This window comes from Aeoliella sp. (genome assembly GCF_965227375.1).
In the GTDB taxonomy this organism is placed as follows: Bacteria; Planctomycetota; Planctomycetia; order Pirellulales; family Lacipirellulaceae; genus Aeoliella.
The window spans coordinates 519,287-532,087 of sequence record NZ_CBDDFX010000001.1 but is presented as its reverse complement, the minus strand read 5'-3'; the positions used below and the strand labels follow the sequence as shown (position 1 = coordinate 532,087).

At 59.6% G+C, this 12,801-nt stretch carries 10 protein-coding genes and 1 other RNA gene; 6 read left to right on the top strand and 5 right to left on the bottom strand.

What is annotated here, in order from left to right; all coding sequences use genetic code 11:
- Positions 1-15: 15 nt before the first annotated feature.
- From ffs to ACQK2L_RS02200, 6 genes are all read left to right on the top strand, one after another.
- Positions 16-114: signal recognition particle sRNA small type (gene ffs / locus ACQK2L_RS02225), an RNA gene on the top strand.
- Between the two features lie 125 nt (positions 115-239).
- Positions 240-2,078, top strand: a complete 1,839-nt coding sequence (dnaX, locus tag ACQK2L_RS02220) for a DNA polymerase III subunit gamma/tau (RefSeq protein WP_425395300.1) — start codon at positions 240-242, stop codon at positions 2,076-2,078.
- A 131-nt stretch (positions 2,079-2,209) separates the two neighbouring features.
- Positions 2,210-2,581 (top strand): YbaB/EbfC family nucleoid-associated protein, encoded by a 372-nt coding sequence (locus tag ACQK2L_RS02215; RefSeq protein ID WP_425395299.1) that lies wholly within the window; start codon positions 2,210-2,212, stop codon positions 2,579-2,581.
- A gap of 139 nt (positions 2,582-2,720) precedes the next feature.
- The gene (locus ACQK2L_RS02210) at positions 2,721-3,005 is read left to right on the top strand and encodes a hypothetical protein (protein ID WP_425395298.1); all 285 of its coding nucleotides are present in this window, start codon (positions 2,721-2,723) and stop codon (positions 3,003-3,005) included.
- A gap of 410 nt (positions 3,006-3,415) precedes the next feature.
- Positions 3,416-4,960, top strand: a complete 1,545-nt coding sequence (gene rpoN, locus ACQK2L_RS02205; protein WP_425395297.1) for an RNA polymerase factor sigma-54 — start codon at positions 3,416-3,418, stop codon at positions 4,958-4,960.
- A 161-nt stretch (positions 4,961-5,121) separates the two neighbouring features.
- Entirely contained in the window at positions 5,122-5,382 is a 261-nt protein-coding gene (locus ACQK2L_RS02200) for a hypothetical protein (RefSeq protein WP_425395296.1), read from the top strand.
- A gap of 14 nt (positions 5,383-5,396) precedes the next feature.
- Here the strand turns inward: ACQK2L_RS02200 and ACQK2L_RS02195 are convergent, their stop codons facing one another.
- Genes ACQK2L_RS02195 through ACQK2L_RS02175 form a run of 5 tightly spaced genes read right to left on the bottom strand, consistent with a single transcriptional unit; the run spans position 5,397 to position 12,746 of the window.
- Positions 5,397-6,962 carry a BNR-4 repeat-containing protein gene (locus ACQK2L_RS02195; RefSeq protein ID WP_425395295.1) on the bottom strand — a complete coding sequence of 522 codons (1,566 nt, stop codon included), beginning with the start codon at positions 6,960-6,962 and terminating at the stop codon, positions 5,397-5,399.
- A gap of 34 nt (positions 6,963-6,996) precedes the next feature.
- Complete coding sequence (locus ACQK2L_RS02190; protein ID WP_425395294.1) at positions 6,997-9,486, bottom strand: BNR-4 repeat-containing protein; 2,490 nt, start codon at positions 9,484-9,486, stop codon at positions 6,997-6,999.
- Between the two features lie 47 nt (positions 9,487-9,533).
- Entirely contained in the window at positions 9,534-9,971 is a 438-nt protein-coding gene (locus ACQK2L_RS02185; protein WP_425395293.1) for a hypothetical protein, read from the bottom strand.
- On the bottom strand, positions 9,961-10,926 hold the full coding sequence (locus ACQK2L_RS02180; RefSeq protein WP_425395292.1) for a DUF1559 domain-containing protein: 966 nt from the start codon (positions 10,924-10,926) through the stop codon (positions 9,961-9,963). Before ACQK2L_RS02180 ends, ACQK2L_RS02185 begins: the two co-directional genes overlap by 11 nt.
- A gap of 56 nt (positions 10,927-10,982) precedes the next feature.
- Positions 10,983-12,746 (bottom strand): PEP-CTERM sorting domain-containing protein, encoded by a 1,764-nt coding sequence (locus ACQK2L_RS02175; protein ID WP_425395291.1) that lies wholly within the window; start codon positions 12,744-12,746, stop codon positions 10,983-10,985.
- Between the last annotated feature and the right edge of the window lie 55 nt (positions 12,747-12,801).

Here is a 12,801-nt window from a genome sequence, read left to right as displayed (position 1 = left end):
AGGTGGCGGCGCCAAGCGAGAGGCCCCTGCGACTGGGGCCTTGCGAACCTGGTCAGGGTGGAAACACAGCAGCCATAAGCTTGTGCTCCTTTGTGTGGGGGTCTCTCGCTCGTCGTCGCCTGCGATGTCTCGCCAAGGCGTTTGACAACGCACTAGCTCGTGGCGCCGTCGTTTGCCCCTCGCGGTGCGAGCCTTTCATTCATCCAAAACTGTCTTTCAGTGGCCTCGCAGGGCACGTCATGGCCGACCCCGATACGCCAGTCGAAGCACAATCCCCCGGGCTGGAAGCGGGCCAGGCTGTCGGCTACCAGGTGGTCGCGCGGCGGTATCGCCCGCAGACATTCGACGAGCTAATCGGTCAGGAGCACGTCGCCAAAGCGCTCAAGCAAGCCATCTCCAGCGGCCGCGTGGGCCACGCTTACTTGTTCACCGGCGCGCGCGGCGTCGGCAAGACTTCGGCCGCCCGCGTGCTGGCCAAGGCGCTCAACTGCGTGAACGGTCCTACGACCGAGCCTTGCAACAAGTGCGAAATCTGCCAGGCGATCACTTCGGGCGACGACGTCGACACCATGGAAATCGACGCCGCCAGCAACACGGGCGTCGACAACATCCGCGACCTGCGGCAGAACGCTAATGTGCGAGCGAGTCGCTGCCGGTACAAGATCTACATCGTCGACGAAGTGCACATGCTCTCCAAGAGCGCGTTCAACGCGCTGTTGAAAACGTTGGAAGAGCCGCCCGAGCACGTGAAGTTCATCTTCGCCACGACCGAGCCCGACAAGATCCCGATCACCATCCTGTCGCGGTGCCAACGATTCGACTTCGCGGGCATCGAAGCCTCATCGATCGCTTCGCGGCTGTCGCAGATTGCTGAAAAAGAGGGCGTCGAGATCGACGACGAGGCGCTGGCGGTGCTTTCGATTCGCGCAGCCGGTTCGATGCGCGACAGCCAGTCGCTGCTCGAACAGCTGCTGGCCGTGGCGGGCAGCAAGATCACCGCTCAGGAGGTCTACACGCTGCTTGGCACCGCACCAGGCGAGCGGATCGCGCAGTTGGTCGAGTCGATCATCCACCGCGACGCGGCTGCGGCGATTGCCAATCTCGATTCGGCGATCGTGGGCGGCGCCGACGTCGGGCAGCTCGTCGATCAACTGCTGGGCTACTTTCGCGACGTCATGGCGATGGTCGTGGGCTGCGACACGTCGCAGTTGCGGTACGTGCTGCCAAGCCAGTACGAGCAAACCCGCGAGTTGGGCTCGAAGCTCGGTATCCATACGGTGCTGGCGATGATTCAGGTGCTCGATCAAACGGTCTCGCGAATGCGGGGCAGTTTGCACACGCGAACGTTGGCCGAAATGGCCGTGGTGCGGCTCGCACACCTGGACGACCTCGACAACCTGGCCGCCGCGGTGGCCGAGTTGCGTGCCACGGAACCTGCGTCGGCCGGCGCGACTGGCGTAAAAAAAAACGTTAGCCCGCCCCCAGTAACCCCACCGCAGTCGACCGCACCGCCAACGCCTGCACCCGCACCGCCAACGCCAACTCCCCCGGTAGCTCCAACGCCAGCGACTCCTCCCCCCGCGCCTGCGGCGACCAACGGCAACGCGGCGGCGCATCGCGTCGATCCTCCCGCGCCCACTGCCCCGCGCGCTCCCGTGACGCTCACCAGCGAAGCGGTGAAGGCCGCGTGGGAGAGCGTCGCGGCGAACCTCGAAGGCTTGCTCGCCTCGCAGGTCGAGCAGGCGCACGAAGTGAAGCTCGAAGACGGCGACAAAGTGCTCGTTTGCTTCGCGCCCGGCGATCAATTTTCGCTCGACATGTGCCAGCAGCCGGCCAATCAGCAAAGGCTCGAACGCTCGCTGGCCGAGCAACTCGGCGCAGTGGTGTCGCTGAAGTTCGAGATCGATCAGTCGATCAAGGTCGAAACACCGCAAGCCAAGCCTGTCCGCCCAGTGTCGCAACGACAACTGCAAAGTGAAGTTGCCGAGCGACCTTTCGTGGTCCGCGCGATGGAGCTATTCAATACGGACATCAGCAAGCTCAAAGTCACCCCGCCCCGCAGCGGCAAAAAGCAATAGATGTCCAGGGGCTCCTAGCACACAAGTCGCCGTCGTGCGCAGTGAAAATCGACGGCCACGGAGGCCATCGCAGGATGGTGTGCTAGAATAACTCGGGCCAATTCTCAACCAAACCAATCACGGAGTCAGCCATGCTCAAAGGACTTGGACAGCTTGCCAATCTCGGCAACATCATGAAGCAGGCGCAGGAGATGAACTCCAAGATGCAGGCGTTGAACGAGCAGCTCAAAGGCAAGCGCGTCACGGGCTCTGCGGGTGGCGGACTGGTGGAGGTCGAGGTCAACGGCCTCGGCGAAGTGATGGCGGTGCGGTTGGACGAGGACCTGGTGGCCAAGGGCGAACGCGAGATGCTTGAAGATCTGCTGCCCACCGCGTTTAACTCGGCCAAGGCGAAAGCTCAGGAGTTGCACCAGCAGGCGATGGGCGAAATCACCGGCGGGTTGAACCTGTCTGGACTGGGCGACCTGCTGGGCGGCGAGGACGACGCGCCCACCGCGCCGTGACCGCCCTGCCGGCGACGAGCACGAATTCCAAAGGTGAGCCAACTCGCATCACCGAACTCGACGGCCCTGCGTGGCCCTGTTGGCCAATGGGTTTGGCAGTCTGATAACCTTGCTGGTCGCCACCGTTGCACTGCCTACCGTGCGACGAGTCCTGCAGTCGCGTTTCTTGCGATCGTTCGGAAAGTACAGTTTTGCGATCTACCTGACGCACACGGTGGTGCGTTCGGGAATGCTTGAGTTCGTCATTGGCCCCTACAGCGAAGGAGACGCGCCACTGGTTACGTTTCAGCAACTCAGTTCCCCTTGGGTGGGGCAAGCTGTTTACTACCTGCTAGCAACGACGGTTGCCTGGTGTATCGGTTGGCTGAGTTGGCAATTGCTGGAAAAGCGGTTCCTCAGCCTCAAACGGTACTTTCCGTATTGAGCGGTGTTCCCTCGTTCGTGGTACTCGTTCCCTTCGTTGCAATGCGGGTTCCGGAAATGCGGGTTGCGCATGGGGCAACAATTTTCCCGGCCCCCTCGCCACATAGTGCGGAAACTCGTTAGAATAGGAGAACCGGAACCACCGACTGGGGGCCTCTTCTGCCCAATCCCCCCGCGCGGCATTTTGCCGCCGCGCGCTGTACGAAGAACACAGCGTACACTTGGATGTCCCGCTACCTTTCGGCGCGGAAGGTAGGCTAAGATTAACATACCTGCACGTTGCAGGTTTGGTTTGACCGTTAGCGGCAACCAGCGGTATGCTAGATGCCATGGTGGTGCGTCGCTGACGCCCACCAGTGGTTTGGTCCCCAAGCTTCAATTCCTACATTCACAAGTCGGCAGTTTAGTTTCATGCGTCTTTCGCTCGGCCAACAAATGCAACTGGCTCAGAAGCAGGTGCTCGCACCGCGGATGATCCAGTCGATGGAGATCTTGCAGTTGCCGATTATGGCTTTGCAGGAACGCATTGAGCAGGAGATGGAGGACAACCCTACGCTCGAGCAGACGGAAGTGTCGAGCGAAAGCGACTCGGATAACGACAGCGACTCGCGGGAAGAACGGGACGAAGAGAATCCGAACGCTCCCACCGAGTCGGAAAAGGAACTGGTTGTCGACGAGGAGCACAACAACGAGGACGACTTCGAACGCCTGTTGAACATGGCGGACAATCTGCCGGACGACTACGAGGAGCGAAGTCGACCGTCCCGCGATCAGATTGAATCGGAGGGCGACCGGCAGCACGATGCGATGGCCAATATCTCGGCCCGCCCGGAATCGCTTGCCGACTACCTGCATCACCAGCTCAGTTGGTTCGAGATCGAGCCCGCGGTCCGCCAGATGGCCGAGCGGGTTGTCTACAGCCTCGATAGCAATGGCTACTTGAAGACACCGCTGGAAGAAATCATCCCGCCGGCCGCCAGCGACCTGAACGGAAACGCTCAGCAGTATCGCGAAGAGCAGTTGGCCATCGCCGAGCAGGCGCTGAGCGTTGTGCAGTCGCTCGACCCGCCCGGTGTGGGCGCGCGAAGCTTGCGTGAGTGCTTGTTGCTGCAACTCACCGACTCGATGCCGCATCACGAGCAGTTGCGGACCCTGATCGAGAACCATCTGGAAGACCTCGAGAACAACCGGCTGCCGCTGATCTCGAAGAAGACCGGCTTCTCGATTGAGTTGATCAACGAATTGTGGGCCGAGCTTCGCAAGCTGAAGCCCAAGCCGGGCGCCGATTACGGCGACGTCAGCGTGCCCAGCGTCACGCCCGATGTGTTCGTCGAACGGGGCGAGGACGGCAAGTACACCGTTCGACTGGAAGACACCCAGATCCCCTCGCTCTCCATCAGTCCTTATCATCGCAAGCTACTGCAACAAGCGGCGCAGCAAAAGGACACGGAGACCCGAGAGTACATCAAGAAGAAGATCAACGCGGCCCAGTGGTTGATCGACGCCATCGAACAGCGGCGCAGCACCATCTCGCGCGTCTCTCAGGCGATCGTCGACCACCAAACACGCTTCCTCGACGAAGGGCCCGAGTTCATCGAGCCACTGAAGATGCAGCAGATCGCCGACAAGGTGGGCGTGCACGTCACCACGGTCAGCCGCGCGGTGGACGACAAGTGGATTCAAACACCCCGTGGCATCTTCCCGCTGAAGCGTTTCTTCGTCGGCGGCACTACCAGCGCCGATGGTGAAGAAGTGGCCTGGGATCGCGTGCGGTTGAAGCTGCAGGAAATCGTGGACAACGAAGACAAGAGCAAGCCGCTAAGCGACGATGCCCTGGTTAGCGCCCTGGCCGATGCAGGGATCACCGTCGCCCGACGCACGGTGACGAAGTATCGCAAGGCGATGAACATTCCGAGCAGCCGCCAACGACGCGACTGGGCCACCGCTGAAAAGTAACAGCGCTGGGAAGTTACTCGAGAAGCAGTGCCATTAGTAGTACGCAGTGCCAGCATTGCAGCGAAGCAGTTCCTTCGGCCTTCGAGGTCTGCTGGAACTGTGGTGGCGCGGTGGATGGCTCGGCACCTCCTACTCGCGAGGTCAGTCCCTACGCTCCTCCCGTGTCGAGCGACGAACCGACGCGGCCCTTCCGCTTTCGTCTGGCGCACTTGCTGCTGTTGGTCACCTTTGTGTGCATCGTCCTGGCTTGTACCAAGAGCGAGCATGCAATGTTCATCATCGTGGCAGCGCTGATTACCAACCTCCTAGGGGTAATCGTGGGTGTGATTATCACCAGTGTGTTCCGACTGCCCAACGACGGATCCGCTCCCCCAGGCTGCGATGCAGACGACGATCTCGAAACGTCTGAGCAGGGCGGGTAGCGTCGCCATCGCTGCTAAGACGCATCGGCGGTGCCGCTTTCGGGCATGCGGATTGGCTCGACCATCTCCTTGCCTTCCGGAATCTCGGGAGGAAGCATCCACACGGCCGAACCTTGCCGGTCGGTGAAGTAGAGCCGGCTTTCGGAGGGCTGGCGGGCGTGGCCATCGGCCCAGAAAGCGAAGAAGTCGTCGTTCGCGTCGACAGGCTTGCGGGGATAGAGGTGATTGTACTTGGAATTGGACGTCAACTGACGAACCAGCTTCCAATTCTGTCCCTGGTCGGTCGACTTCCACAAGGCAATCTCACCGCCCGTGTTGTACGCCTGCGGCCCCGGTTGCGTGTCGCCGAGTAGTATCCACTCGCCGTTGGGCTGGATGTCCAAGGAGGCAAAGTCGTAGTTGTTGTCGGCGGGCATGGCTTCCTGGAAGTCCCACTCCTCGCCCGTCCAACGCGCGGTGGTAAAGGTGCGCGGATCGTTCTCGGGTCCGGACTTGTAACCGTTGCTGGTCAAGTGCAGGATGACCGGATGGCCTTCGGGCGTGAAGCGGAGGCACTTCATGTAGCACAAGCGCCCTTCGGCGCGGTAGTCCTTCACCAGTGCCGAACTGTCCCACTCGGTGAGCGGCAGCTCGAGTTTCTCACCCTGGACGTTGTGCCAGGTCTTGCCGCCATCGTCGCTCTGGATGTAATAGAGATTGGTCCGCCAGTTGAGGCCCTTTCCTCGAGGGTGCAAGTTGAAGGCCGAAGCAATCGAGTTGTTAAACGGCTGGGTGACTTGATAGTGTCCCGACTCGATGTGCGCCAACTTGAGCGGATCGCTCCATTGCCTTCCATCCGGACTGGTCATGATGTGCAGCACCCGCTGCCCCTTCAGGTATCGCGTGTGCATGAACAGGAATCCATGCTCGGGGACATGCCAAGGTTGCGTGTAGGAGAAGTTGGTCGTCAACAGGTGTTCGAACTCCGAAATGTCGTAGGGACGGACGGAGCGATGGATGTACGAGGGACGCGCGGTGCCGTGCGCCGACGAGAAGATGAAGATATGCCCATCGTCATCGATGCTGATGGTCGGGTTATCGTGAGCGTCGGACGTATGCTTGTCGAGCAGCACCCGGGGCCTGGCCACAAGTTTGGTCTTGTGGTCGAAGTAGCTGATCATGTGCAGCAGGGTGTTCTCATCTTTGTACCGGCCGCCCCACACAAAGAAGGTCTTGTCGACTTCAGGGCGATAGATGGCGATGGGATGGTGCTGGTGTGGGTAGGTGGCTTTGCCGCCGGAGTACTTGTACTTGTACTCGTCGTTCGACTTCTGATTCGCGTACCAGATGCCGCGGAACCCATCTGTGGTGGGAAGCACACCCGTGACGAAGTCCGGATAGGCGGGCTCGTCGCCATGTTGGCTGACCGCTGCTTCGGTGGTCTTGGGACCACTGGTGGACGCTGCGACCTTCGCAGGCTCATCGCCTGTGGCGAAGTCGGCGTAGTAGCAGCCCAACGCACACAAGAGTGCCAACAGCATCGGCCGTGTGAAGCCGTAGCTATTCGAAAATGATCTGGTGATGCCCCAGTTAATCAACATAGTATCGTTCCTCGTCCTATCTAACGCCTGACGTTCAGGTAGTAAGTTTCTTCGAGCAGCCGCGTCGACGGCATAACATGCAGCCCGCAAAAACGAGCGCAGCCGCCGTTAGCAAAATGGCTGAATGTGGCTCGGCGACCACCGCCGAACTGCTGTTTGTGCTGGTATTGATCGTGCGGCCAAAATACCGCTTCCAGATGTCGTAGTCGCGCGAGTCGACGACCTCGTCGAGATTCGCGTCGGCCGCCAAGTCCGCGCCCGACTGTCCAAGGCTGTTGCGCCATACGGGGTAGTCCGCCAGATTGACCACCCCATCGCCGTTGAAGTCGCCGATGGTTTTTGGTGCGCTCAGCAGCAGTGGGGTATAGGCAAGCTCTGGAGTCGCAAAGTCGGCGTCCTCTTCCATTGTCCAAGGAAGTTGCCACACGCCAGTGCCATCGCGATCGGTGTAGTAGAAACGCGATTCGGACTCTTCCAGAGGATTGCCATCGGCCCAGAAGGCGTAGAACTCGGGATGGGCGTTCACCGGCGCTCGGGCGAAGGTGTGGTTGTACTCGCTATCGTGCGTCAGTTGCCAGTTGGCGATCCAGGTATCGCCTTGGTCGTGACTGACCCAATTGACCATGTCGCCGCCGGTTCCCCACGCCTGGGGACCGTCGGCGGACGGAGTGATGATTCTCCAAGTGCCATCTTCTTCGACGTAGAGCGAACCGAAATCGTAGTTGTGGTCGCTGGTGAATGCTTCCTTGATCTCCCACTCGCCATTCACGTGGTGGGCGATGGTCCAAGTGCGCGGATCGCCGGTCGGGCCTGGATGCCAGTCGTGGGAAGTCTGGTACAGCAGGATGGGGTTGCCATCCTGGTCGTAGTCGATGTCCTTCAGGTACACCAGCTTGCCCTCGGCTGCATAGTCGTGCACCAGGGCAGCGTTGTTCACGGTGGTTACCGGCACCGTGAGATTCGTACCGTCGATGGTTTGCCAGGTTTGGCCGAAATCGGACGTTTCCATGTAGTACAGGTTCGTGCGGTCGTTCACCACGCCGCCAGGGTGCCGATTGAACGCCGTGCCCACGGTTTGACCGTTCACTTCGCTTACCTGGTACTGCCCTCCTTGGATTTGGGCAATCGTGGGTCGCGTGCTCCAGTCGTGATCCCAGTTGATTCCGTCGGCGCTGGTGTTGAACTTCAATGTTCGCCCGGAACTGGTGTACTCGGTGTGAAGGAACAGGAAGCCCTGACCTTCCACATAGTGCGGCTGGCTGTACGAGAAGTTGTCGGTCCTGGGCAGCGCCAGTACTTGCTCGAACGAATCGATGGAGTAGGGCTCGGTGCTGCGATTGATGTACGCCGGGCGTGCGGTTCCATGCGAAGCGGAGAAGACGTAGACGTAGCCCTGATCGTCGAGCATGATCGTTGGATTGTCGTGCGCGTCGGTGGTGCCCTTGGCCAGAATTTGCTTGGGCCGCACGACTTGTCCCGTCTGATGGTCGTAGTAAGAGACCATGTGCAACAAGTCGCTGTTGAACTCGTCGGTACCGCCGAATGAGAAGAAGGTTTTGTCGACCTCCGCGGCGTAGTAGGCCTGCGGTCTCATCTGCTGAGGATAGGTGCCAAATCCGCCGGAGTACTTGTACTCGAACTCTTCGAACTCTCCGGATAGCGGCTGGTTGGAATACCAAATACCGCGAAACCCCGGTGCGCCGGGTACTTCTACATCGTTCGATCCGCCGGTGATGGCAACCGAGTCGAGCGAGTAACTCAGGGCGTCGTTGCTGCCACTGGAGACCTTTCCACCGAAATGCAGATAGGTGCTGGCGAAGCTCGGGCTTCGGAAGGTCAGGTCGTCGGCACTGAATTGATGGACGCCATCGGAAATCGAAGCACTGTACGTGCCTGCGATGGGGTTCAAGTCCACCGAAAAGGAATAGGTGACTCCGTGGGTCAAAGCCATCCCGGTATTCACCGCGTTCTGAGGCCCAAAACTGTTATCTACTTGGCGATCGTAGAAGTACCAGGTGTCGAACCCCATCCCGACCGGCGCGACGCCGATGATCCAGCTATTGCTGCTCGTCGTGGAGGTCGTGGCCGGTGAAGCGTTTGCAAAGAAGTTGATCCTGTCGAATTGGCTGTTCACCTCGAACGGCTCGTCCAATCTCCACTCCCAGGAGATGGTGTGATTGGAAGCGACGTTGAAGTCGGGCGTGTTGCCATACTGACGGACCACGTTGCGATCCCCACCGGTGAGGTCCACATGCAGATAGTCGCCGCCGCCGGGCGTCAGGGGATTGGTGTTGGTGACCAGCGGAGTTCCGGAAGCGCCGGGCGAAGTGGTCCACGGCGTCGACCATCCGCCACCCAATGTGCCGGGAAACGCATCCACCACGCTAGAGCTGTTGCCACCGTCGAAGTTCAGCGCGTCGGTCGCCTGCGCGCTGTTGCCGACGGCAACAGCGGCGAGGCACAGGACCGGCAGGTAAGCACCGATCGAGGGCTTGGCACGGCGGATATGGAAATGAGCGCGCATAAATATCGTGCGATTGTACGGGAGGTGTCAGTCGGAAGGTGGGACAGTCAGTCGGACAGCTCGATCTCGTAGGGTGGGTTCTCGCCCGCCTTGACCTCAATTGTTAGTCCACTGCTGCTGAAACGTGAGTAACGCTCAGGGATGAGCGCTTTGCCCAGCGAAGCTTCTCCATCGCCGGCTTGTGCGGCCCCCGGTTTCTGGTTTGCAAAGCAGGTCACACGGACATTGTTCATGCCGATCGGTGCGCCGGTTCTGCCGTCAGTCGTCAGTTCGAAGGTGCCATCCGGCTGAATCTGGGCGCGAGCAATCGCCCCGCCAGCTGCTGGCTGAAACGTAACGCTGCCGAACTCCAGAGGCTTCCCGTTGTAGGTCACAGTTCCCGTGAAGGGGGCGATTGTTGCTGACTCATTGCAACCAACACTCAGGCCAAGAGTAGCGAATGCGGTGGCAATGGCCAGAGCCGAACTCCATACGTTATCGCTCACTTACGACCTCACTTCCATCGATAGTTCCCCGCGACTTATAGACAATAGGCTCAATGTCATCGGCGACAAACGTAACGCTGCCATCACCCATAAGCACATTGATGCCACCCGAATGGAAACTGCCCATGGGAAGGTACATGAACTTCACGCCATCGGCTGTGCGATCAACCTCCGAGTTGGGGGTCCAGTCGAGTACCTTCATGCAGTAGGCCGACTGTGAAGCATTAGCACCGAAAATCCAGGGTCGAACATTTCCGGGTGGTTCGGCATAGGTGCCTCCCACTTGGTCGATATGGACAAACTCGAGAATCGAATAAGTATTCGATAGGCCATCCGTTATTTCTCGAATCTTACGGCCATCGCCCCACTCGAACATGCCGTTGTAGGGAATGTGACCGTGTGAATCCCCCTTGTGATAATGGACGTACGGCGCCCAGGTCCGGTCGGACCCGAAGTTCCCCGTCGCCGTGTTCAGGGTACCCCACACACCACCATTGCCTTGATAAGTGGTTATTGCCCCCTCTTTATGTTGAATGTCCTGGTTGTCATAGACCTTGGGGAATGACCACTCGGGACAGACAAACACGGGAACTTCGACGAACCGTGCCGGCTGCCGCGTCGCCCATGGCACCTCCAACTCCATCGAGTCGAACAGGTTGTCGCCTTCGAGGAACTGCAGGATGTAACCGAACATGCCCGGCTGCAATGCATCGTTGTAGCCCGGTGCGTCACCGTCGGTGCAGCCGGCGGGGAAGTAGCCGAACGTCGACTCGTGGTTGTGCAGCGCGAGCCCGATCTGCTTCATGTTGTTCACACAGGCGGTGCGGCGTGCTGCAGCTCGGGCGGCTTGCACTGCAGGTAACAACAGGGCAACGAGAATCCCGATAATGGCAATCACCACGAGCAACTCGACAAGGGTAAACGCCGGTCGCTTCAGTTTTTGGCTCTTCGTCATTCTCTTGCAAGCCTTTGCAGTTGTTGAGGAAATCGCGCCACGCAGGTCGCCTAGGATCAGCTGCGACGGCGCCAAGTGCATCCAATCAGCGACAACAAACCGACGAGGGCAACCGTGCTGGGCTCCGGTACGGACTGCACCGTCGCCACACTGGCGGCCCCGCTGAGGGTCTGGCCGAAGTTGGATTTCCAAATGTTGTAGTCTTCGGTGGTAACGCTGCCGGGAGTCACGTCGTTTGGCAGCCCCGACCCACCCAGGTTGTTTCGCCAAACCACGTAGTCGGCCAGATTCACTACGTTGTCGTTGTTGTAGTCGCCGGCCAGGATGGGCGTGACAGTGGGAATGTCGCCGTAGATCACGGTTCCTACCCGTGCAGTCGGGTCCCCTGCCACGGTGTACAGGAACTGCAGATCCTCGGTGCCCGCTGGCGTGAATATCTGGCCAAGGTCGGCCATTACTCCAAGACCAAACGAGAACGACCCTTCGAGGTTGGTCTCGGTCAATGCTGAAATGAGAGCCGGCGAAGCATCCCAACCGCTGCCCGCTTCGCCTGAGCTCTCAAGTGTGTTCCACGTACCTGTCGTTAGCTGGTCACCAGGTGACAGAACAGCATAGCCAGTCACATCGGGGGCCGTGATGAAAGGAGAGAGGTTTCCGAGGGCCGCAGACCCGTCGGTCGGATCGACAAACAGTACGAAGTCATTTACCGGCCCCGTGTACTCCACAATGCCCGAAAAAACCTCGCCACCGGTGGTGGTGAAGTCCAAGGTCAGGTCATCGCCGCCCGGCGGAAGGCCGACAGTGTAGGCGGCTCCCAGTCCGACCGATTGGCCCATTCCCATGGTGTAGGTGCTACTCGGCTTGACCTCGGCAATCAACTGATTGGTGGCTGGGCTACCGAGCCATCCCGTGCCAGAGACTCCATTGTCGTTGAAGCTGATGGCACCGGCAGGGGAGAGCGCTCCGCCTGCGGAGCGGAGGGCGTAGCTGGCGATCTCGAATCCCGTGCCAACGGGGTTGCTGATGGTTACATCGCCACTCAGCCGGTCGACGGTAGCGACCAATGTCGCTCCTACTCGCAACTGTGCCGTGTTGCCCGACTGCACCGCCTGGTACTGAAGGCCGTTGGTAAGAGCTGGAGTGTTCTCTACCACCACTTGTTCGAACATCTTCTCGATGCCGCCGGTTGCGGTAACTAGATCCCAGGTCATGCCTTGAGTCGGGGTGACACCAGATACGTCGACCAGCAGCGTGCCACTCAAGTCGGCTGAACCTGCTGTGGTGATCGTGCTATGCGAAGCGCTAGTGATGTGAGCGCCCAGCGTTCCTCCGTTCATGAGAATTCCAGCGGCGGCCGTTGCGGTGACGCTTGGGCCGTACACATGAAACTCTCCGACACTGGACAACACCGTGCCGACGTTGAGCGTAGCTGAGTCTCTCATCTCCAACACGCTATCGGGTCTAGCCAGGATTACAGCGCCTGAGCTGCCCAAGCTGATAGCCGTATCGAGCGAGCCATTTTGGTCGATGAGCACGCTGGAGCTGTCGATGTTGAGCTGCCCTACCCTTGGTGCGAGGGACGAAATTTGGGCAGTGGCGTCCGTGCCGACGTAAGCCGTGTCGCCGGCTCCCCCGACGGCATCGATGTCGGGAACGAATACAAAAGTGCCATCACCCAACCAGTTGGAATCCGTGTTCCAGTCGGCAATACCCTCGGTTGGCTGAAATTCGTATTCTACTTGTCCAAACGACTGGTTGGCCAAAGCGAAGAGAGCCACCAGTGTCGCGTAGGAGCAGAAGGTGCGATTAAACAAACTCATGATGATTTTCACCTGATGACGAATATGACTGATGAGGTATGAGGTTCGTTGTTTA

Coding starts and splice junctions, on each gene's coding strand:
- ACQK2L_RS02175 (WP_425395291.1), bottom strand. CDS start 12,746: ATGAGTTTGTTTAATCGCACCTTCTGCTCCTACGCGACACTGGTGGCT.
- rpoN (WP_425395297.1), top strand. CDS start 3,416: ATGCGTCTTTCGCTCGGCCAACAAATGCAACTGGCTCAGAAGCAGGTG.
- ACQK2L_RS02215 (WP_425395299.1), top strand. CDS start 2,210: ATGCTCAAAGGACTTGGACAGCTTGCCAATCTCGGCAACATCATGAAG.
- ACQK2L_RS02195 (WP_425395295.1), bottom strand. CDS start 6,962: ATGTTGATTAACTGGGGCATCACCAGATCATTTTCGAATAGCTACGGC.
- ACQK2L_RS02180 (WP_425395292.1), bottom strand. CDS start 10,926: ATGACGAAGAGCCAAAAACTGAAGCGACCGGCGTTTACCCTTGTCGAG.
- ACQK2L_RS02190 (WP_425395294.1), bottom strand. CDS start 9,486: ATGCGCGCTCATTTCCATATCCGCCGTGCCAAGCCCTCGATCGGTGCT.
- dnaX (WP_425395300.1), top strand. CDS start 240: ATGGCCGACCCCGATACGCCAGTCGAAGCACAATCCCCCGGGCTGGAA.